Annotated in this window: 20 protein-coding genes, 2 tRNA genes and 1 other annotated feature; of the genes, 8 read left to right on the top strand and 14 right to left on the bottom strand. The window is 46.4% G+C overall.

What is annotated here, in order from left to right; all coding sequences use genetic code 11:
* Nucleotides 1-34: 34 nt before the first annotated feature.
* The 8 genes from KOG47_RS12770 to KOG47_RS12735 all read right to left on the bottom strand — a co-directional run bounded on the left by KOG47_RS12770 (nt 35) and on the right by KOG47_RS12735 (nt 8062).
* Nucleotides 35-754 carry an ABC transporter ATP-binding protein gene (locus KOG47_RS12770; RefSeq protein WP_214691477.1) on the bottom strand — a complete coding sequence of 240 codons (720 nt, stop codon included), beginning with the start codon at nt 752-754 and terminating at the stop codon, nt 35-37.
* Nucleotides 747-1544 (bottom strand): ABC-2 transporter permease, encoded by a 798-nt coding sequence (locus KOG47_RS12765; RefSeq protein ID WP_215244345.1) that lies wholly within the window; start codon nt 1542-1544, stop codon nt 747-749. The genes KOG47_RS12770 and KOG47_RS12765 overlap by 8 nt, the downstream gene beginning before the upstream one ends.
* Before the next feature lie 3 nt (nt 1545-1547).
* A complete protein-coding gene (locus KOG47_RS12760; RefSeq protein ID WP_196431579.1) occupies nt 1548-2093 on the bottom strand; it encodes a nitrous oxide reductase accessory protein NosL in 546 nt (181 codons plus the stop codon).
* Complete coding sequence (locus tag KOG47_RS12755; protein ID WP_214691475.1) at nt 2080-3264, bottom strand: right-handed parallel beta-helix repeat-containing protein; 1185 nt, start codon at nt 3262-3264, stop codon at nt 2080-2082. The genes KOG47_RS12760 and KOG47_RS12755 overlap by 14 nt, the downstream gene beginning before the upstream one ends.
* 146 nt (nt 3265-3410) lie before the next feature.
* The gene (locus KOG47_RS12750) at nt 3411-4703 is read right to left on the bottom strand and encodes an ABC transporter substrate-binding protein (protein ID WP_215244344.1); all 1293 of its coding nucleotides are present in this window, start codon (nt 4701-4703) and stop codon (nt 3411-3413) included.
* A 159-nt stretch (nt 4704-4862) separates the two neighbouring features.
* On the bottom strand, nt 4863-5843 hold the full coding sequence (gene asnA, locus KOG47_RS12745) for an aspartate--ammonia ligase (protein ID WP_215244343.1): 981 nt from the start codon (nt 5841-5843) through the stop codon (nt 4863-4865).
* A gap of 69 nt (nt 5844-5912) precedes the next feature.
* Nucleotides 5913-6153: a binding site (T-box leader), on the bottom strand.
* A 104-nt stretch (nt 6154-6257) separates the two neighbouring features.
* The gene (locus tag KOG47_RS12740; RefSeq protein ID WP_078146321.1) at nt 6258-7160 is read right to left on the bottom strand and encodes a carbohydrate ABC transporter permease; all 903 of its coding nucleotides are present in this window, start codon (nt 7158-7160) and stop codon (nt 6258-6260) included.
* Nucleotides 7157-8062 (bottom strand): carbohydrate ABC transporter permease, encoded by a 906-nt coding sequence (locus tag KOG47_RS12735; protein ID WP_196431582.1) that lies wholly within the window; start codon nt 8060-8062, stop codon nt 7157-7159. The genes KOG47_RS12740 and KOG47_RS12735 overlap by 4 nt, the downstream gene beginning before the upstream one ends.
* A gap of 244 nt (nt 8063-8306) precedes the next feature.
* On the opposite strand from KOG47_RS12735, the gene KOG47_RS12730 reads away from it, so the two are divergent.
* From KOG47_RS12730 to KOG47_RS12720, 3 genes are all read left to right on the top strand, one after another.
* Nucleotides 8307-9992 (top strand): formate--tetrahydrofolate ligase, encoded by a 1686-nt coding sequence (locus KOG47_RS12730; RefSeq protein ID WP_214691473.1) that lies wholly within the window; start codon nt 8307-8309, stop codon nt 9990-9992.
* Between the two features lie 14 nt (nt 9993-10006).
* The gene (locus KOG47_RS12725; protein WP_214691472.1) at nt 10007-10915 is read left to right on the top strand and encodes an alpha/beta fold hydrolase; all 909 of its coding nucleotides are present in this window, start codon (nt 10007-10009) and stop codon (nt 10913-10915) included.
* Between the two features lie 170 nt (nt 10916-11085).
* Nucleotides 11086-14055, top strand: coding sequence for an SH3 domain-containing protein (locus tag KOG47_RS12720; protein WP_214691471.1), 2970 nt, complete (start codon nt 11086-11088; stop codon nt 14053-14055).
* Between the two features lie 38 nt (nt 14056-14093).
* Here the strand turns inward: KOG47_RS12720 and KOG47_RS12715 are convergent, their stop codons facing one another.
* The 3 genes from KOG47_RS12715 to KOG47_RS12705 are packed head-to-tail and all read right to left on the bottom strand — an operon-like array spanning nt 14094 to nt 15420.
* Nucleotides 14094-14507, bottom strand: coding sequence for a DUF3805 domain-containing protein (locus KOG47_RS12715; protein ID WP_074037765.1), 414 nt, complete (start codon nt 14505-14507; stop codon nt 14094-14096).
* Entirely contained in the window at nt 14504-15058 is a 555-nt protein-coding gene (locus tag KOG47_RS12710; RefSeq protein ID WP_148209495.1) for a hypothetical protein, read from the bottom strand. The genes KOG47_RS12715 and KOG47_RS12710 overlap by 4 nt, the downstream gene beginning before the upstream one ends.
* Before the next feature lie 2 nt (nt 15059-15060).
* Nucleotides 15061-15420 (bottom strand): hypothetical protein, encoded by a 360-nt coding sequence (locus KOG47_RS12705; RefSeq protein ID WP_031421018.1) that lies wholly within the window; start codon nt 15418-15420, stop codon nt 15061-15063.
* A gap of 138 nt (nt 15421-15558) precedes the next feature.
* Here KOG47_RS12705 and KOG47_RS12700 point away from each other — a divergent pair.
* From KOG47_RS12700 to KOG47_RS12685, 4 genes are all read left to right on the top strand, one after another.
* Nucleotides 15559-15632, top strand: a tRNA-Gly gene (locus KOG47_RS12700).
* Between the two features lie 15 nt (nt 15633-15647).
* Nucleotides 15648-15721 (top strand) — tRNA-Gly (locus KOG47_RS12695).
* A gap of 157 nt (nt 15722-15878) precedes the next feature.
* On the top strand, nt 15879-16679 hold the full coding sequence (locus KOG47_RS12690; RefSeq protein ID WP_196431586.1) for an MBL fold metallo-hydrolase: 801 nt from the start codon (nt 15879-15881) through the stop codon (nt 16677-16679).
* Between the two features lie 408 nt (nt 16680-17087).
* Nucleotides 17088-17294: a DUF3006 domain-containing protein gene (locus KOG47_RS12685; protein WP_015880796.1), complete on the top strand. Its 207-nt coding sequence runs from the start codon at nt 17088-17090 to the stop codon at nt 17292-17294.
* A gap of 51 nt (nt 17295-17345) precedes the next feature.
* On the opposite strand, the gene KOG47_RS12680 is transcribed toward KOG47_RS12685, so the two are convergent.
* Nucleotides 17346-17912: a TlpA family protein disulfide reductase gene (locus tag KOG47_RS12680; RefSeq protein ID WP_251131872.1), complete on the bottom strand. Its 567-nt coding sequence runs from the start codon at nt 17910-17912 to the stop codon at nt 17346-17348.
* A gap of 75 nt (nt 17913-17987) precedes the next feature.
* Between KOG47_RS12680 and KOG47_RS12675 the strand changes: the two genes are divergently transcribed.
* Complete coding sequence (locus tag KOG47_RS12675) at nt 17988-18842, top strand: aldose 1-epimerase family protein (RefSeq protein ID WP_196431588.1); 855 nt, start codon at nt 17988-17990, stop codon at nt 18840-18842.
* Nucleotides 18843-18879: 37 nt separating this feature from the next.
* Here KOG47_RS12675 and KOG47_RS12670 read toward each other — a convergent pair whose 3' ends face one another.
* The gene (locus KOG47_RS12670) at nt 18880-19098 is read right to left on the bottom strand and encodes a PspC domain-containing protein (RefSeq protein ID WP_074037769.1); all 219 of its coding nucleotides are present in this window, start codon (nt 19096-19098) and stop codon (nt 18880-18882) included.
* Between the two features lie 20 nt (nt 19099-19118).
* A complete protein-coding gene (locus tag KOG47_RS12665) occupies nt 19119-19826 on the bottom strand; it encodes an SDR family oxidoreductase (protein WP_074037770.1) in 708 nt (235 codons plus the stop codon).
* Between the last annotated feature and the right edge of the window lie 23 nt (nt 19827-19849).

Below are 19849 nucleotides of genomic sequence, written 5' to 3'. Positions count from 1 at the left end.
GTCGGAAGGTTCCGAGCACCACTTCAACTGTCTATTATTTTGTGCGAGCCGCGTCCATTTGACAAGTGTCATCTTTCGATTCGAAAAAGAATTCTCTTAGTCGTTCATATGCGGCTTGTTCTTCTTGGACATATACCTTCCCACAAACAGCACCCGCTCGCATCATCCAGACCTCATCTGCCAACATGGCGGCGACGTCAAGTTGATGCGTTGAAAACACGATGGTCGCCCCCCGTTTGGCCTCTTGTCGCAATAGTTCGCTGAGCATTTGCATCCATAGCGGATCGAGTCCGTTCGTCGGTTCATCCAACAACAAAATGTCTGGTTCGCTTACAAGAGCTTGAGACAACAAGAGACGTTGCCGCATCCCTTTTGAGAGTTCGGAGACGCGCTTTCGTTTATGCTCGTACAGACCGACTCGTTTTAAAATCTCCAGAGTCGGATGTGCCCCTTGCAAGGTAGCGTAGTAGATGAATGTCTCCTCAACTGTCCATGCCTCATCAAAATAGAAATCATCCGGCATATAGCCAAAACTCTCATTATATTTCGCGCGTTGTTTAATCGTATAACCATTCAATTGAATGTTGCCGGTACTCGGTTTGATGGTACCATTCATCAGATTCAACAGCGTCGATTTTCCGGCACCATTGCTTCCACACAACGCCACGATTTTCCCCGAGACGATGTCTTCACGAATGGGATGGAGTGACCACGAATCACCGTATTTTTTCCCTACATCTAAACAGTTAATCATGACGATTCCCTCCGTACATCACCGTCGAGGCAAGTGATAACAAGAAACCACTTGCCGTAAGCAAGCTCAACCAGACTCCAGCGTATCCAATCGGTCGATGCATCCAATTCAACAGGTGGAGATAGACATCCCCAAACACATCTGAAGAGGATACAATCGTACTGGCCCATACACGCATCAAGTCAAATCCATTCAGAAACAGCGCCACAATCATGCCGTTCACTTGCATACCGTAAGGAAGCCAGGAAACGATGGTCACGAGAAGCGTTGGCCAAAGCAACACGAGGATCGTCCATGTGAGGAAGGCCAGTAACATCGCTCGAATCCGCTTGCGCGCGATTAGTCCAAGCAAAGTTCCGAGCGCTGTCGCGTAGATTGTTAATCCAATGGCGTAGGAAAACAAAATCATCCAAGTCTCACTTGATTGTCCGACAACGAGCGAAGCAACGAGGAAAGCCAACAGCAGAATAAGTCCTTGTGTCACGAGAAATGAACTGAATCGGACTAAAATCAACTTCCATTTAGGATAGGTAAATGTTGAGAGGAGATTCAATCGCTTCGATTCCTGTTCCTGTCCCCAATGAAGCGCTGTCGTCAATAAGATGAAAAGAGGAAGTAACAGACCGAGCACCGTGATGAGCGTTGCACTTACGTTTGTATAGTCCGCAGCAACAGGTAGTGCTTGTCCGAGTCCTCCGAGTAGAACGAGCGTGAGAATCCATATAACTAAGAATACATAGTTCTCACGCTGTCTCAGACTCCGCGCCCATTCCATTCGCCACAGTGACATCGATTATTGCCCTTCTTCTTCTGTATCCATGTCCATTTCGCTATCTTGATCCATTGAGCCTTCGCCATCCATCTTCATGTGCATCTCGCCGCGCTCCCACGAATGGTCTTTCAATTGTTCGAAGTCCATCATATCTCCACCATTCTCTTCGATATAGGCTTCAGCATCAGCCTCTTTCGCGAACGAGAGAATATTGTACGCCATTGGTGTTTTCGACTCTTTGTCGTACACGAACATCGCTTCGTCTAATTCGACCCACTCTTTCGTATTGAAATCTTTCACGTACATCGCAGCAATATCTTCTTCTTTTTGTTCAGGATACCAATCACGCATGAGACAACCGATGTCATCAAACGCATATCCTTTTTCATTTTCCATGATGGCTTCCGCTGCGAACTGCTTATCCATGACTTTCATTTTACACACTTCACACTCTGTTTCGCCCCATTTGATTTCAAACGGTTCTGCCGATGCACTCGAACATGCTCCGAGTGCCAATGATAATCCTGCGATGGATAATAATCCTGCTACTTGTTTATACGATTTCATGTCGTTTCCTCCCAAATATCCAAATGATAATAAGTAAAATGATACTCCCTAAATTCCAAATCGAACCGCTCCACTCCCACCTTGCTGTATAGGTTTGCGGTGAAAGGTCCGTCAACGATACATCGTTCGGACTTCTCAGAATGTTTTCTAATAGGAGAAGTCCCGGGGACCCGTATAATAATTCTAGCGCTTCATATGAATCAGTTAATAAGAACAAGTACGGTTCGGTTTGAAATGGGATTTCGCTATACCCGTCACGATCTAGGTCCAACGTCGTCCCACCCCAGACATTTCCTTGTACAACGTTGTCATGCGACTCGACCATCGTCACCGGTTCACGATTTCCTAACAGGTTATTTTGAAGAATCATCATCCCCGTTGCTTGCTTGAATTGAAAGCCGATATCGTTGCCGTTAATCGTATTCCGTTCAAGAATCGTTCCTACTGACTGCTCCGCGAACAAGCCGATATGATTTCCAGATACGTTCGTCATCTCGATGGTCGTATCGATTGCCTCATAGAGCATCAGCCCCGTCGCCGTTCCACCGAACTGGTCGTGTACATTCCCATTTTTTAAGACGACTCGATTCGTTCCCATAATCATCGCACCGGTCAAATTATGATGGAGTTCGGGCACCGAAATCACCACATCAGTCGGAAACATCAAGTGAATGCCGTAGCGTGAATGCGAAACGACCGGTCGAACGATTGTGTGCCGAGATCCATTCTCTATGTATATCCCGTCTCTCACTCTCTTCACTACAACTCCACGCAGTTCGGTCGCCTCACTATCAAGGAGCACCATCCCATCCGCCTGTCCATTCCCGTCAATGGACATTCGTGTGACTCGAACTCCATAACTATCCTCAATCAATAGTCCAGTACCAGCGGACTCGATCGACACATCAAGCAGTTGATGTCCGAGACCAGATACTTGGATGGCTGGTACATCGTCGTTCTCACATTGTTGTACTGATACACGTTCGAGAACAGCACCGGTTCCACGCATGATAAATGCGGGATGGCCACAACTCGTATATGTTTTTCCGTCTCCATCCACATGCTCATTCGACTCAATGACGATGGGTTCAGTCAACGGAATCGAGTGTTCTTCCGCCTCTACCTGTGTTGTCCAACACAAAAATAGGATACAACTCAATATTCGTTTCATGCCCCCTCCTTCTCATAAGCGCTTACAACATCCATTCTACTGAAACCCCCACCGGTATGTGTGTGGTTTATATGGGATTCCTGTGACAATTTCTTCATAAAAAAAACACAGACGGTGAAGGGGTCGTTTCACCGTCTGTGCCATGCTTATTTCACTTTGTCTTGCCATACTTTCGTGAAGTCCTGAAGCATCTCTTCACCTGTTTTTTGTCCACCGACATATGCCTGCATAAGGGCACCATATTCATTCACTGCTCCATCCGGATACTTAAACCAGTTCCAAGAGATGGTCTTCCCTTCATTCGAATACGCCAAGATATCGTCTGCGAGTGGTCCAAGGTCGTTGGCTTCAATCGACTTGAAGGCAGGGATGAACTTGAACTTGTTGACCATGTAGTCTTTCCCTGTATCCGACGTCGCCATCCACTCTAAGAAGTCTTTCGCTTCTTCTTTATACTTCGAATTTTTGTTGACGACCCAGTTGTTCGGGACACCGACCGGAAGTCGGTCCATCTTCTCCGCATCGTCATTGATTGGGATTGGGACGAATCCCATCTCCATATCTGGATTTACGTCGAGGATCATTTGTTGTGCCCAGTTCCCTTGTTGGAGCATTGCTGTCTCTCCTTGGGCGAACTGTGTGACTTGTGTATTGTAGTCCGTCGTCAACGGGTTTTTGTTTCCGTATTTAATCGTCAAATCAAACAATTTCAAAAACTCTTGGAACTGTTCATTGTCTTCAAACTTCGCTTTATTCTCATTGAGCTCTTGAATAAATGCATCCGGGTCGTCTTGTTGCGCCATCGGAATGTTCAACAAGTGGATTCCTAAAATCCAGAACTCTGCATAACCGACAGAGAACGGTGTGATTCCCGCTTGCTCAAGTTTTTCAGCAGCATCTGTCAGTTCAGAGAGTGTTTTCGGTAACTCTTTGATCCCTGCTTTTTCAAATAGTTCTTTATTATAGATAAATCCGTAACCTTCGAGGTTCATTGGCATTCCGTACAGTTTACCGTCCATCGTCATCGGCTCTTTGGCGACTTCTGTCAAATCTCCGACCCACTTCTCGCTTGAGAGGTCCTCGAGTTTATCTTTCCATGTTTGTGCTTCCGTGAATCCACCGTTGTTGAAGATATCCGGTTCATTTCCTGAGGCGAATTGTGATTTGAGGGCCGCACCGTAGTCTGCTCCACCACCGACGGTTTGAACCGTGACTTTCACACCCGTTTCCTCTTCATACTCTTTTGCCATCGCTTCAAGGTCTTTCGCAATCTCCGCTTTGAATTGGAAGACGTTTAACGTGACGTCTTTTTTGTCGCCGCTATCTGCATTTCCTTCAGAAGAACCTTCGTCCGTGAGTGATCCGCCGCCGCAAGCCGCGAGTGATAAGACCATTCCAGCCGTCATGACCGCTGTAGACAATTTCCACTTCCGTTTCATCTCATTTCCTCCCTTAACCTTATCCATCTTTACAAACTCAACTTTAAATGAAAACGCTTCCACAATGTAGGTGTCAAAATTGACGGATAGGGTGGAAAATGTTGCACAGAAAAACAGGACTCTTTTTTCGAGTCCTGTTCCGTGTTTCTTCTTATTATATTACAACAAGCTGATGCCAGCTTCTTTACACGATTGAATGACTTCTTGCGGCCAGACCGATGTTTGCACTTCTCCGATATGACGCGCGCGCAAGAGATACATTGCGACACGCGATTGTCCGATTCCGCCCCCGATTGTAAGCGGAAGCGTTCCTTCGAGCACTCCTTGATGGAATGGGTACGCGCGCTTCTCTTCCGCGTCTGCTTTCTTCAGTTGCGCATCAAGTGCCACTTCGTCGACACGAATGCCCATCGATGACAGTTCAAATGCTGACTCGAGCTCAGGGTGCCACACGAGAATGTCTCCGTTGAGCGACCAATCATCATAGTCTGCCGCTCGTCCATCGTGTTTCATACCTGAAGCGAGAAGATCTCCGATTTGTGAGATGAAGACCGCACCATACTCTTTACAGATAGCCGATTCACGTTCTTTCGGCGTCATCATCGGATACGTATCCTCCAACTCCTGACTCGTGATGAAATGAATCATTTCCGGAAGAATCGCTTCAACACCGTACGCTTTCTCTACTTCCGCTTCTGTTTCACGGAGCGCAGCGTAAATCGACTCCACCGTTGCTTTCAAGTATTCCATCGTCCGTTCTTCTCGAGCAATCACTCGTTCCCAGTCCCACTGATCGACGAATAAAGAATGTGTCGCGTCGAGTTCTTCGTCGCGTCGAATGGCACGCATCTGAGTGTACAATCCTTCACCGACACCGAATCCGTAACGACCGAGCGCTTCACGTTTCCATTTCGCGAGTGACTGAACGATTTCAAGTTCATGTCCCGGATACATCGTATCAAACTGAATGATACGCTCCACACCGTTCAAGTGATCGTTGACCCCACTCGCCGATTCGACGAATAGCGGTGCTTGTACTTGAATCAGTCCGAGTTCACGTGAGACTTTCTCCTCAAAGAGTGCCTTTACTGCTGCAATCGTCTGCTGTCTTTCTTTCATCGTGCTTGTTGCTGTTGTCATTTTCCGTTTCCTCCAATTGTGGAATATTTGAAAATGAAGCCATGAAAAAAAGCCCTCCATTCCCATCGAACATGGGACGGAAGACTTCGGTTCCGCGGTGCCACCCAAATTAGTAGACGAATCTACTCACTTTTTCGAGACAATCATCTCGTAACTCCGATAACGGGGAGCGGTCCGGCTACGTCTACTGGCAAAGCGTTCGGGTAGCGACTCCAGGAAGTTTTTCGACGAAGGGTTAAGACCGGGCTCACACCACCCCCGGATCGCTTGGCTCACTACCTTCGTGTACTCGTCCTTTCGACGTCGTTCACAATTGAATTGAGTTCATTATTATAAATATTCAGATTAATGTCAACGATTTTTTTCAAAAAAAATAATCCTCCGTGTAGCGAACGGAGGATTCCCTTGGGAGGGTTATTTAATCGAACCGCTTGTGATCCCTTTGATGATATGCTTTTGCATGCCGAAGAAAAAGACCAGAAGGGGAACGATTCCTAACACTAAACCTGCTAATGCCAAATCCCATTGTTTCGTGTACTGTCCAAAGAAATAGAATGTCGCGAGCGGGATGGTCCGTAACTCGACATCACGAAGAACAAGCGATGGTAATAAGAAGTCATTCCAAATCCATAGACTGTTCAAGATGACGATTGTCACCGTGATCGGCTTGAGAAGTGGAAAGACGATGCGCCAGAAGACACCCCATGTCGAGCAACCGTCGATGATGGCGGCTTCTTCAATCTCCTCAGGAATCGACTTCATGAATCCGTGATAAAGGAATACTGAGATACCAGACCCAAAACCTAGATACATGACGATCAGGCCCCAATGACTATTCAACAGACCGAGGATACTCGAAACTTTCACGAGCGGAATCATGATGGACTGGAACGGAATGACCATCGCTGCCACGAACAAGAAAAAGATCATTGTGGAAACCCAATGTTTCGTCCGAACGAGTTTCCATGCCGCCATCGAGGTGAAGATGACAATGACCGCATTCGCTCCGACCGTGATGAGAAGGGAGTTCAAAAAGACACGTCCATAATTCATCGCTTCCCATGCTTCTGTATAGTTTGAGGTCAACCACTCGTTCGGTAAGGCGGACGTATTCGTAAAGATTTCAGCCATCGATTTGAACGAGTTGGCGACAACGTAATAGAACGGGACCAAATAGAGTAGTCCGAGCAAGATGGCAACGAGCTCAATAATTCCAAGGTTCCAAGAATACGTTCCCGGGCGAAGTGGACGCTGCGGGATACGCTTCGGTGTCTTCTCTACGTTTCTCTCGACATGTTCCAATTTTTCCGTCGTCATGCTTCCACCTCCCGTTTTTTCGTCACGTACACTTGCGTCACCGTAATCGCAGCCACGACCAAGAAGAAGATGACCGCCTTCGCTGACCCGAGACCATAATTATTATTCACAAAAGACTCCGTATAGATATTTAAGGCTAACATCTCGGTCGATTTGAACGGTCCACCATTCGTGAGCGACAAGTTCGTATCAAACACTTTGAATGACCAAGAGATGGTCAGGAACAAACAGATGGTAATCGATGGCATAATCATCGGTAGCGTGATATGGCGGAGCATCTTAAGACGATTCGCCCCATCAATTCGTGCCGCCTCCATCAAATCAGTCGGCACGTTTTGTAGCGCCGCGATGTAGATGACCATGACATACCCGCCACCTTGCCAGATGGCGACAATCACGATTCCCCAAAATGCCGTTTGCGCATCTCCGAGCCATGGTAATTCGAACAGGCTCCACCCCGTCAACGCACCGATCGAGGCAAATCCTTTTACATAAATGAACTGCCAGATGAACCCAAGAATTAAGCCACCGATCAAGTTCGGCATGAAGAAAATTGTGCGTAGGAAGTTTCGCGTCTTAATGTTCATCGTCAATAATAGCGCCAATGAGAAACCGACGATATTCGTCAATAGGACAGACACAAGCGTATATTTCGTCGTAATCCAAAAAGAAGCGCGGAACTGCTCATCTTCAAAGAACAAGCGATGATAGTTATCCAATCCGACAAAGTTCAGTTCTCCGGTCACGCCGTTCCAATCAGTGAAACTATAGTAAATGCCATTAAAAAATGGGATGAGTACGATTGCGACAAATGCCAGAAAAGCAGGTCCAACAAATGCTATAAAGCTCGCAGGTTTCTTCCAATTCCCTCTGCGTTTCGTCCGTTTAGTAGTCTCAGTCATGTGTATCGCCTCCACTATCACTGTATCGTGTCAAACCCTTAATGAAAACGGATACATTTGACGGAAAGGGTGGAAAATATTGAACGGAATGAATGAATTTGAAGGCGTGATGAGTTATGATAAAATCAATGATAATACGAACGGATTAAATATGATTTGCCTTGATTCATATTTTAATCCGAAATTTCCGAATGATTTTAAGATAATAGAAAGATATCGTTCGATAAACGGAGGGACTTTTTGAATGACAACGACGAAACCATTATCTGACCTTACGATTGCCCAACAAGCCAAAACCTTGCCGATTAAAGACATCGCAGCAAAAATCGGATTACATGAAGATGATCTAGATCTTTACGGGAAATATAAAGCTAAACTTTCTTACGATGTCCTCGAACGTGTGAAAACGCAGAAAGACGGAAAACTCGTTCTCGTCACAGCGATCAATCCGACACCAGCTGGTGAAGGAAAATCGACGGTGACAGTTGGTCTCGGACAAGCGTTGAACCAGTTGGATAAACAAGCAATCGTCTGTCTGCGCGAACCTTCACTCGGTCCGACGATGGGTCTAAAAGGTGGCGCTGCTGGTGGTGGCTTCAGTCAAGTTCTCCCGATGGAAGACATCAACCTCCACTTCACAGGTGATATGCATGCGATCACATCGGCCCATAATACGATCAGTGCCATGATTGACAATCACTTGCATCAAGGAAACGACCTTGGGATCGATGTCCGACATATCGTCTGGAAGCGTGTCCTTGACTTAAACGACCGCGCACTTCGTCATGTCACGGTCGGTCTCGGTGGTCCTGCTCACGGAGTCCCTCGTGAGGACGGATTTGATATTACCGTCGCTTCGGAAATCATGGCGATTCTCTGTCTGGCCGATTCATTGGACGACCTCGAAGAACGCATCAAGCGAATCGTAGTCGCCTATGACCATCAAAAAGAACCAATCACGGCAGAACAAATCGGGGCGGCCGGGGCGGCGACGTTACTGTTGAAGGAAGCCTTTAAACCGAACCTCGTCCAAACGCTCGAACAAACGCCTGCACTCGTTCACGGCGGACCGTTCGCAAACATCGCGCACGGATGCAATTCATTGATTGCAACGAAGACTGCATTAAAGCTTGGGGAGTATGTGGTGACGGAAGCTGGGTTCGGTGCCGATCTCGGGGCAGAAAAGTTCTGTCATATCAAATCTCGAGTCGGTGATTTGAATCCGGATGCGGTCGTACTCGTCGCAACCGTTCGCGCTTTAAAAATGCACGGTGGCGTTTCAAAAGATCAGCTTCACATCGAGAATGTCGGTGCAGTCGGAGAAGGATTGAAATTACTCGCCAAACATATCGATACGATGAAAAAACTCGGACTACCTACGGTCGTCGCATTGAACCGTTTCAATTCAGATACAGAAGAGGAACTTGCAACCGTTCTTGATTGGTGTGCGGCACACGGTATTCGTGCTTCGCTCAGCGAAGTATGGGCAAACGGCGGACTTGGTGGTCGACAGTTAGCCGAAGCGGTCATTGACGCCGTCGAGTCGAACGAAAGCAAACTTACGCCTCTGTATGAGTTGAACGATTCGATCGAACAAAAGATTAAAACCATTGCGAGAGAAGTATATGGTGCTGCAGACGTCGTGTTTACCGCCAAAGCACAAAAGCAAATGCAAGATGTTCAGGCGAACGGCTGGTCGGACCTTCCCATTTGTATGGCGAAGACACCGTTCTCCCTCTCAGACGACCCTTCAAAATTCGGTTATCAACAAGGATTCACCATCACTGTTCGCGAATTAAAACCTTCAGTGGGAGCAGGATTCCTCGTCGCCTTAACAGGCAACGTGTTGACGATGCCTGGGTTACCGAAACATCCAGCAGCTCTCAATATGGGAATTGACGAATCCGGAAAAGCAATCGGCCTTTTCTAATAGGGGGATGACACATGATCGTATCGGAGTTGACGTATCCTGACGGGTATCAAACAGAAGTGATGCACGTTCAGGCAGAGCAATCGATTGGAAAAATATTCATGTTTCACGGGATGCTCGAACATCATGAAAGATATATTGAGTTTGCACAGTTTATGGCAGATAATGGCTATGATGTGTTTGTGTGTGACTTGCGTGGTGCGGGTACAAGCGCTCATGACCAACGCACATATGGGCATCTCACGCCAGGAACGGGATTCCAACAACTTGTTGAGGATGCACAGTTCCTCATCCGTCAATATGAGGATGATCGTCCGACATATCTAATAGGTCATAGTTTCGGTTCTCTTCTCGTTCGAAAGCTCGGTCAAGTCATGGGGCACGCCTTATCCGGAATCGTCGTCGTCGCCCCGCCTCCTCATCCAGGAGTTGCAGGCGAACTCGGGCATCGCTTAATTGCTACCGCGATGAAACGAACACACGAAACACACCAATCTCGTTTTTTTGAACGACTGTTATTCGGACGTTATAATCTTAAGTTTTTACCTGCTCGAACGGATAGCGACTGGCTTTCAAGTGTTCCAGACGAAGTCGACTCCTATCTCGCCGACCCAAATTGTGGCGGTTTGCCTTCCCTCGGTTTTTTACATGAAGTGACACGCGCTTCATTAGATGTCACCACGTCTGCACGGATTCATGAACATCCGAAGTCTCTTCCAGTTCTGTTCGTTGCCGGAATGGACGATCCTGTCACGCATGACGGAGAAGGGTTGAACGGAATCATTAAGAAATATCGTAATGCGGATGTCGAGCTCGCAGTCGTCACTTACGACAATGCTCGACATGAAATCCTTCGTGAAGCACACCGCGAACAAGTATGGTCAGATATTCTTGCTTGGATGAAGCAAAACAGAATCCATTAATTTACTTAATCCCCTTTTATAAGGGGATTTTTCATTTACCTTATTTTAGAAAAATTATTTTAAGCATTTACCTTTTTTGTAATTCTACTTCTTCTTTCCATTTTTTAAGTACGTTATACTTAGACCGCAATCAATTTAATCATGCTCTCTCATCCGAAAGGGGTAACATATTGAAATCGACACTCTCAAGATTAGGAGTAGCCACGATTGTCTCAGGAACGATACTGAGCACTCTCGCACCACTCCAATCATATGCAGCAACATCCGAAGGAACAGTCAACACACCCATTTTAAATGTACGGTCTGATTCGTCGACATCGTCTTCAATCGTCGGCAAATTAACGGAAGGAACAACGGTAGATGTATACACCGTCAACGATGAATGGGCACAAATCAACTTCGAAGGTCAAAAACGATACGTTTCTTCTACGTATTTGACAATCGGTTCATCTATGACAACAGCCTCTACTACATCCGCTTCATTATATGTAGCTGAAATGAACGTCAATCTTCGTTCTTCCATGTCAACGTCCGCTTCAATCGAAACAGTCATCCCAAAAGGATCACTCGTGACGCATCTATCTACTCACGGGGCGACAGGATCTTGGTATAAAGTACAATTTGGTACATATACAGGATATGTGGCAGCACGATACTTCAGCGAAACAAGTCCTTCGTTTTACGCTTCGACAACTGCCGTCTTGTACGATTCGACCGGTTCAGGTGCGTCTAAAATCGCAACGATTCCAGAAGGTGCGAAAGTCACTTACCTCGATTCATTAGGCGCGACGGGTTCATGGTATAAACTCGAATACGGTTCACTTGTCGGTTATGCACCAGCACGTAACTTTACCGCGACTTCGCTTGCTCCAGAAGCAGTCACGACATATTACGCGGTGAAGAATGTCGCGCTCTACAATAGTTCAGGAACTGGTGCATCAAAAATTGCAACAATTCCACTTGGGGCAGAAGTAAAGCGTGTATACGTGAACGGATTGAGTTCATCTTGGTATAAAGTCCAATACGGGGACACGGTCGGCTATGCGGCCGCGCGTAACTTCTCGACATCAAAACCTGAAGCCGTCGTCAAAACAACCTATTATGCGGTTCGAGACCTCGTGTTATATGAGTCATCCGCTTCCGGAGCAGCTCGTCTACGCACGATTCAAGAAGGAACAAAAGTCGTCCAAGTATCGGATGCCAACTTATCGGACTCTTGGTTCAAAATTGAATATGATGGAGTCACCGGCTTCGCTGCCGCTCGTCATTTTTCAACGAAGGCACCTGAAGAAGTGACGATCACACCATACTTTGCGATTCGAAATGTAGCGATGTATAGTTCGTCTGCAGCCGGAGCGACGAAGATTGCCACGATCCCATTTGGTGCAAAAGTAGAACAGCTTTCACAAAGCGGTCTTTCTAGTTCTTGGTTCAAGATTCGCTATGACGGAAAAACAGGATATGCAGGTTCTAGTCACTTTTCATTAAAAGATCCAGAGGTCGTGGTGAAAACAGATTATTATACAACGCGTGATGTCGTTTTATACAACCGCTCGGATGCTGAAAAAGTGAAGGTTGCGGTCATTCCATTCGGCACGAAAGTTCAACAAGTGTCGGAACCTGGTCTCACGGAACGATTCTTTAAAATCGAATACGGTCCGATTACAGGTTATGCGACGGCAGATTACTTCTCGAAAACAGTACCGTCAGACGAACAATACGAAGAAGAACGTCAAGTTCGTATCTATGTAGATGGGAACGAGCCACTCAACGTTCGTTCGACGCCTGAAGTGACAACAGCAAATAAAGTCGGAACGTTAAGTACGGGAACGATTGTCAACATCAAACCAATTGTCGGTTCAGACTGGGCACTTCTTACAAGTGGTACGTATAGCGGCAACTATATTCATACCGATTACGTCGTACCTGTCACAACGACCCCACCTGCGACAGGTATCACGAAAAAAGTTTCGTATACTAGTTATCCGATGACAGTTCGTCAGATGGCAGACCGTCAAGTGGCTCAATTCGCCCAAACGGATGCACATCGATACGATGAAGCCTACCTACCTCGTGCTTGGGTAAGTGTCAACGGATCGACAGGAAAGATTGTGAAATCTGAGATGACTGTTGTCTCAGGGTTAGGAACCGCTTTGAAGATGACAGCCTCTTCAAGCTCGTCCTCGCTCGTCACCATTCCATATGGTGCGTCAATTCAATACGTTGACCGTTATACTTCCGGGTCAACCGTTTGGTATAAAGTAAAATACGGCACGATGACCGGTTACGTGACACCAAGTTCAGTCGTCGGAACCGCCAACATTTTGAGCCGTCCAATTTTAACATCTCATGCGTACGGTCAAATTAATACAGGCGAAACCGTTACGATTACAGGTCAATCCGGCACATACTATACGATTTCGTATAAACGACCGGCCGGACACAATATCCGAGTCTTTGATAACACTTGGCGTCGTGCATCAGTTGATGATCTTCTTCCATACGTCGATCCTAGCCAGATTGATGCAAACTCTCGATCATTCTATCAATTCTTAGATTTATCGAAGAGCGCTGGGACAACTGCGACAACATTGAACAAGGTCCTCACATCAAAAGGAACGCTCAGCGGACAAGGTCAGGCATTCGTTGATGCGGCTAGTATGTATGGCGTGAACGAAGTGTATCTTCTCTCGCATGCCATCCTTGAAACTGGACATGGTACATCCCTTCTCGCAAAAGGAGTTCCTGTCGATAAAGATGGGAATGCATTAATTAACTCGAGTGGGAATCGGATTTATCCGGAACGTCCTGTTGCCGCAACCGTCTATAATATGTACGGTATTCAAGCAACAGATAGCAACCCTCTTGGAAACGGCGCCAAATACGCCTTCCAACAAAAGTGGTTCTCTCCTAAAGAAGCGATTATCGGAGGAGCTTACTGGATTGGGGCTAGCTATATCAATCACCCGACATATAAACAAAATACGCTGTATAAGATGCGCTTCAATCCTTCTTCACCAGGAACGCACCAATATGCAACGGATATCGGATGGGCCGCAAAACAAACGACAAGCATCTATAATATCTATCAATCACTTGATGCTTACACACTCAACTTCGATGTACCAAAATATCAGTAAAAAAGGAGACACGCGCCTCGTTGGCGTCGTGTCTCCTTTTATGTCCACTCAATCGAATCGATAATGGACTCGATTTCCATCTTTTCATCGGTCACCTGATCGGCTACGTAAGTTAAGAATAAGAGCCGTTTCCCATCGGTCAAGGACCATACATCTAAATGCATCCCATCTTCAATCCCACTTGCGTAGGCCGTTGTCATATCACTCGTTTCAGTCGTGACACTTGGAGCAATCTTTACATCAATCGGAAATTCGCCTAAGAACGTATTCAATTCGCTCATAGCGGATTGTTTTGGTTCTTGCGAATCTTCTGATTCATAGATTGAGATTTGAAGCGTCCCTTGCGCATCCGCTTCCGTCGAGTAAAAACTCACATAGTCTTCCTCTTCGCTGTATTCATAATGTTCCGGATACGTCAGGCGGAACCACCCATCAATTTCGTACTCTTTCATGCTGTTTTCTCCTTTACTTGCTTGAATGCCAGCCCTGTGACCATTTTAGCTTGAAGCGCGTACTTCAAGCGTTCGGTCACGTAAAGACGTTGGCTATTTACGTCTTGGGCGATCATATGTCCAAATAAGTTCATGCGGACAGTTTGATTGGATAGGAAATAGAGTCGATCCGCACTCAGCGGACGATATTCGTTTGAATGTTCAAGGTATTCGATTTCAAAGCGGCGGAGGACGTTCAGCGCACAGTAACGATCGGTTTTCCCGGTACTCGTATGAAGCTCGACACGAACGAGCTGAACGTCATACGGACAGACATTCATAAAGATAGGTCCCACCCGCTCATGGATCAAGAGGATACCCATATCGGTCTCAATTAAATCTGGCAGGGCTCCTTCATCTTGCGAGATGCTTAACACGACATACGGTCGGTTTGTCGGTGCAAGCAATTCCCCTTTATAAAATCGAAATCGTTGAATTCCTGTTAGAACCCGGGCACGCCAAGCACTCCCTCGAGCCTCGGCTTCCATCCGATACAACCTCTCTCCACTCACGCTTACTCCCCCTTCACTTGTTTGAGCGCATCGACGAACGTTTCCCATTCTAGGTTGTCACAAACAACCTTATTTTCCAATCCCCATTCTTCATCGATTGTCAAACGTACTTCGTTCGATTGTGCGTGACGGGTGACTCGAAGATCTCCTATTTGAATCATATCCGGATGAATCTCAAACGTCATACTTGGTAATCCGACCCACTTGATTCGATTCGTTCGTAACACAACCTGCCATTCTTGTTCATGATGGATCGAAAACGTCCAACTTCGGAGAGACACCGTCGTGTTCGTTTGTTTCGATTGTTTCAACATTCGAAACCCTTCACCCATCAGTCGTAAATATGATTTTCGCTCACTCATATTTCATTTCTCCCCTTTTTTCTATTATCTGCGTTGTGAATAGGATTCTGCAACCTAAAAAGTTTTTTTAAAAAAGGGTTTGCAAATTCCATCGTATATGCTATTATATCAAAGTAACGTTAAGAGTTAATACGTTTCGCGGGTGTAGTTTAATGGTAAAACCTCAGCCTTCCAAGCTGATGACGAGGGTTCGATTCCCTTCACCCGCTCCATATTTTTTCTTTGATGCGGGTGTAGTTTAATGGTAAAACCTCAGCCTTCCAAGCTGATGACGAGAGTTCGATTCTCTTCACCCGCTCCAATATCGACATATACGCGAGAGTATCTCGCACACATACACTGCACGGTTGAGACCTTGCAAAAAGCAGAAAGTCACACGACTTTCTGCTTTTTTGTTGTTCCGTCTATTGTTTTGGGGAAAAGAGTGATTGAATCCATACAGACAAGGAGGAACTCCATTGATTCAAGCGAAGCTGCAATCCTTTACCGTATACGAAAGCGCGTTGATGCGAACGACATCGACCCTCATCGATACACCAGATGCCCTTTTGTTGATTGACCCGACCTGGCTCCCCGAAGAAATTGCGACAATCCGTCGTGACATCGAATTACACCGTCGGAATCGGCCGCTTTATGTCATCTTCACACATCATCATTTTGACCACATCATCGGAGCTTACGGCTTTGCAGATGCCACAACGATTGCCTCACAGGCTTTCGTCGATGCAGACTCATCTGACCAATTAAATGAGATTCGCGAGTTTTATGAACAATATTATATTGATCACCCGATTCAAAAACCGGACATCGACCTGGTCATCCAACCCGATCAAACGCTTTTAATCGGTTCAGTGCCCGTGACCTTCCTCTCTACACCGGGCCATGACGCGACACATATGTCGGTTCTCATCGAATCCATGAATCTTCTCGTTTGTGGAGATTATGGGTCTAATGTCGAGCCACCTTTTATCGAACACGACCCAACCGCCTATCTCGACACGTTACAAACCTTGCAATCACTCATCTACGAACATGAGATTCGCTGGTTCGTACCAGGGCACGGCGATTTGTGCGACAGCCGGAGTCACATGATTGAGAGATTGAGTGCGGCGGAAGAATATATCTTGGCACTCCCCGAAGAACGTCATTGGTCCTCCGCATGGCCAGAGCACGCTTTTTTTGACCGTGTTCATGAGCGGAATCGAAAGATGGTGGAACAAAAAGAGACCGATCGTCGGTCTCGTCAACAAGACGTATAAAAAAATCGCAACGTCTCCCCAAGACGTTGCGATTTCCCCCTATGTAGACCTATTTCTTAGTGACGCGTTCTGAGCGGACCGTGAACATACGGTCAACCCCATAGATCGTTACTCCCGTCAGAGCGAGTAACCCAATCATTGCAGAAGAAAACATGACCATCCCCCCATTGTTCACAGTTTCGTCATAATCACCCCGTGGTTTCATTATAAAAGACCATTTCAAAAAAAGAAAGCGTTTTCTTCAAACTTCCTTCACATTTCCCGCATTTAACCTCTATCGTTTTTTGATACAACGTCCCTATAGTGATTAGACAGACATGTGTAAAGATGTGTAGCTTTTGTGGAATTTGGGAATACATGATGTAAGGATAAAAAGAGACAGAAGCTGCTCGTCGAGGAGGAAGAGGTATGATTAAGTACGGTACATTGGTACGAATCGAGGGAAAATATGCCGTATTGAGATGGAACAACGGCTCAAGTTTCATCCCTAGACGATTCCTACCATCCGAAGCACGTGTTGGTGATACAATCATTCGAGACAACCATCATTACTATCTTGAAGAAGATATGACCCCTAACTTTGACGCATTGATCAAGCAACACTATAAAAGCTGAACAATCTGCCCTCTCTAACCGGGCAGTTCGTTCAGCTTTTTTTCGAATGAATCATTCTGAGATGTCGTCGATTTGTTGCTGAAGCCACGCCTCGTCTACCGGACCCGTTTTTTTCGCCACGATGATCCCTTTTGCATCTAGAACGTACGTTGTCGGTAATGCGACAACACGATATTGTTGCTCGACAGCGGCCTCTTCATCTAGCAAAATCGGAAAATCAACGGGATACTCATCTAGGAATGCCTCCACGTCCTCTTTTCCTCGTCGCTCATTTTTGGTGACGTTCACGCCAAGTACTGGGATGCCTGTCGCTTCTTCAAACGATACGAGTTCAGGAAACTCATCCCGGCATGGCGGACACCAAGAGGCCCAGAAGTTAATGACGACCGGCTGTCCTCGGAACTCAGAAAGGGTCAAATTCTCCTCATCTAACGTATTCAAAGTGAAGTCCGGGGCTTGTTGCCCCACTTCAAGTCCTCCTAATACCGATTCATTTTGGACGATCGGAACCGCTTCTTCTTTCTTTTGTGTCATCATATATTCCTCGTAGCCTTTATATGCGAGGCCAGCAATCAATAGAAGGATCAGCGTTCCAATACCAATTCTTTGTAAGCGCATCATTTACCCCTTGTTTGTTTTACTTAAGATTTCTACACTTAACTTATCATAAACCCGTAAAGGAGCGTATGGATTGTGCAACTTCAAAACGAGAAAATACAGATAACCTTAAAGGCACAAGGTGCTGAGATGACGAGTTGGAAAGTATCCGGAACTGAACTCTTATGGCAAGGGGACCCGACCTATTGGGGACGACAAGCCCCGATCCTCTTCCCGATTGTCGGTCGATTGCTCGATGATCAATATGTATATGAGGGAAACACCTATACGATGAGTCAACACGGATTCGCTCGGGACGCTATGTTCGAGGTCGAATCTTCGACTGCCACGTCGGTCCGCTTCACATTGAACGATACATCGGAATCACGTCAACACTATCCATTCCCATTCACACTGACCGTGTCCTATCAACTTGTGGGCGAAGAAGTGATTGTGACGTATCGCGTCCATAACCCGGGCGAAACGACGTTACCGTTTAGCATCGGTGGTCATCCTGCATTCAATATTCCGTTCATGGGCGGGACATTTGAAGACTACGTGATCGATTTCGGCGAAATCCGCTCCCTCGATCGCTATTTGCTCGAGGGCCCTTATTTAACAGGCGCGTATCAACCACTCGGAGAGCGTCAGTATATCCCCCTCACTCGGTCGTTATTTGACGACGATGCACTCATTTTTGAGAAAATTGAGTATGCTGCACTCCGACATCAACCAACCGGTGCAGCCATCGTGATGGAGAGTCCCTCTTTCACGCATTTCGGCATCTGGTCTCCGCCGCAGAAAGACGCTCCGTTCGTCTGTTTGGAACCTTGGTTCGGACATGCGGATTATAAAGGCCATCGAAAAGATTTCCTACACAAAGAAGGGATCCAACTCCTCCCACCAAACGAAACGTTCGAAGCGAGTTATACATTATATATGGAAAACTAAAAAATCAATCCGACGTCTTGTCGGATTGATTTTTGATTTAGAAGCGATCGTCTTGTTCGGCTTCATATTCTGACACCGGCTTTTTCATGATGAGTGCCAGAATGATATAAATGAGGAGTCCCGGGCCACCGAGAAGCGCCATCGCCACGAATAGGACTCGCATAATGGTGACGTCCACCCCTAGATAGTTTCCAAGCCCTGAACAAACACCAGCAATCATTTTATTGTTTGGGTCTTTATAAAGTTTCCGTTCCATATCATCTTCTCCTCAACTCATTATGATCGTTGTGGTCGACGTAATGTCGTTCTTCCGCCGTTCGCAACCTCTCCACGCCCTTCAAAGTCGAGCGCTTCATTAATCGGTGTGCTACCAGACTTGATTTCGATTCGGCGACCGTACAGACCTCGGTTGTCGAGAGACGCTGCGATGACAGTCGCGACATCGGTTTCGGAAATCGTCGCACCATCCGCATCACTCAAGTCCTCTGATGCTTCGATTGAACCTTTACTCGGTTCATCAACAATGGTCACTGGGCAAATGATCGTATAGTTCAAACCGCTATGTTCGATATACTCGTCAGCGGCATTGTTAGCTGACAGAAAGTTAAAGAGTTCTTTCGGTGCAGCGTTCGGTTGATCAGCGCCATAGGCACTGAGTAAGACAACATGACGTACCCGTTCCTTCTTAGCGGCATCGATGGCATTCATCGCAACGTTTCGGTCAAGCAGTTCAATTTCAGTGCTCGAACCATCCGCGCCAGCAGTTGCCGCGATAATAACGGCATCTTGTCCACTTGTCGCCTCATGTACTTTCTTCTCGAGTTCTGTCTCGACATCAACCGTCAATACGTGTGCACCCATTTTCTCGTACTCTGCTTGTAGTTCAGGATAACGAATTAAAGCGGTCACTTGATGGGTTTTCGCCAGGCTTTTCAATACACGTTTCCCGATCTTTCCTGTTGCTCCAATGACTAAAACTTTCATTCAAATTTCCCTCCTCAAAAGAG

Source organism: Exiguobacterium sp. s121 (assembly GCF_018617245.1).
Lineage (GTDB): Bacteria > Bacillota > Bacilli > Exiguobacteriales > Exiguobacteriaceae > Exiguobacterium > Exiguobacterium profundum.
The sequence above is the reverse complement of the archived record's forward strand: the minus strand, read 5'-3'. Positions and strand labels throughout refer to the sequence as shown.

Coding starts and splice junctions, on each gene's coding strand:
- KOG47_RS12670 (WP_074037769.1), bottom strand. CDS start 19,098: ATGGAACGGAAACTTTATAAAGACCCAAACAATAAAATGATTGCTGGT.
- asnA (WP_215244343.1), bottom strand. CDS start 5,843: ATGACAACAGCAACAAGCACGATGAAAGAAAGACAGCAGACGATTGCA.
- KOG47_RS12680 (WP_251131872.1), bottom strand. CDS start 17,912: ATGCGCTTACAAAGAATTGGTATTGGAACGCTGATCCTTCTATTGATT.
- KOG47_RS12730 (WP_214691473.1), top strand. CDS start 8,307: ATGACAACGACGAAACCATTATCTGACCTTACGATTGCCCAACAAGCC.
- KOG47_RS12705 (WP_031421018.1), bottom strand. CDS start 15,420: ATGAGTGAGCGAAAATCATATTTACGACTGATGGGTGAAGGGTTTCGA.
- KOG47_RS12735 (WP_196431582.1), bottom strand. CDS start 8,062: ATGACTGAGACTACTAAACGGACGAAACGCAGAGGGAATTGGAAGAAA.
- KOG47_RS12760 (WP_196431579.1), bottom strand. CDS start 2,093: ATGAAATCGTATAAACAAGTAGCAGGATTATTATCCATCGCAGGATTA.
- KOG47_RS12750 (WP_215244344.1), bottom strand. CDS start 4,703: ATGAAACGGAAGTGGAAATTGTCTACAGCGGTCATGACGGCTGGAATG.
- KOG47_RS12770 (WP_214691477.1), bottom strand. CDS start 754: ATGATTAACTGTTTAGATGTAGGGAAAAAATACGGTGATTCGTGGTCA.
- KOG47_RS12740 (WP_078146321.1), bottom strand. CDS start 7,160: ATGACGACGGAAAAATTGGAACATGTCGAGAGAAACGTAGAGAAGACA.
- KOG47_RS12715 (WP_074037765.1), bottom strand. CDS start 14,507: ATGAAAGAGTACGAAATTGATGGGTGGTTCCGCCTGACGTATCCGGAA.
- KOG47_RS12725 (WP_214691472.1), top strand. CDS start 10,007: ATGATCGTATCGGAGTTGACGTATCCTGACGGGTATCAAACAGAAGTG.
- KOG47_RS12685 (WP_015880796.1), top strand. CDS start 17,088: ATGATTAAGTACGGTACATTGGTACGAATCGAGGGAAAATATGCCGTA.
- KOG47_RS12765 (WP_215244345.1), bottom strand. CDS start 1,544: ATGTCACTGTGGCGAATGGAATGGGCGCGGAGTCTGAGACAGCGTGAG.
- KOG47_RS12755 (WP_214691475.1), bottom strand. CDS start 3,264: ATGAAACGAATATTGAGTTGTATCCTATTTTTGTGTTGGACAACACAG.
- KOG47_RS12665 (WP_074037770.1), bottom strand. CDS start 19,826: ATGAAAGTTTTAGTCATTGGAGCAACAGGAAAGATCGGGAAACGTGTA.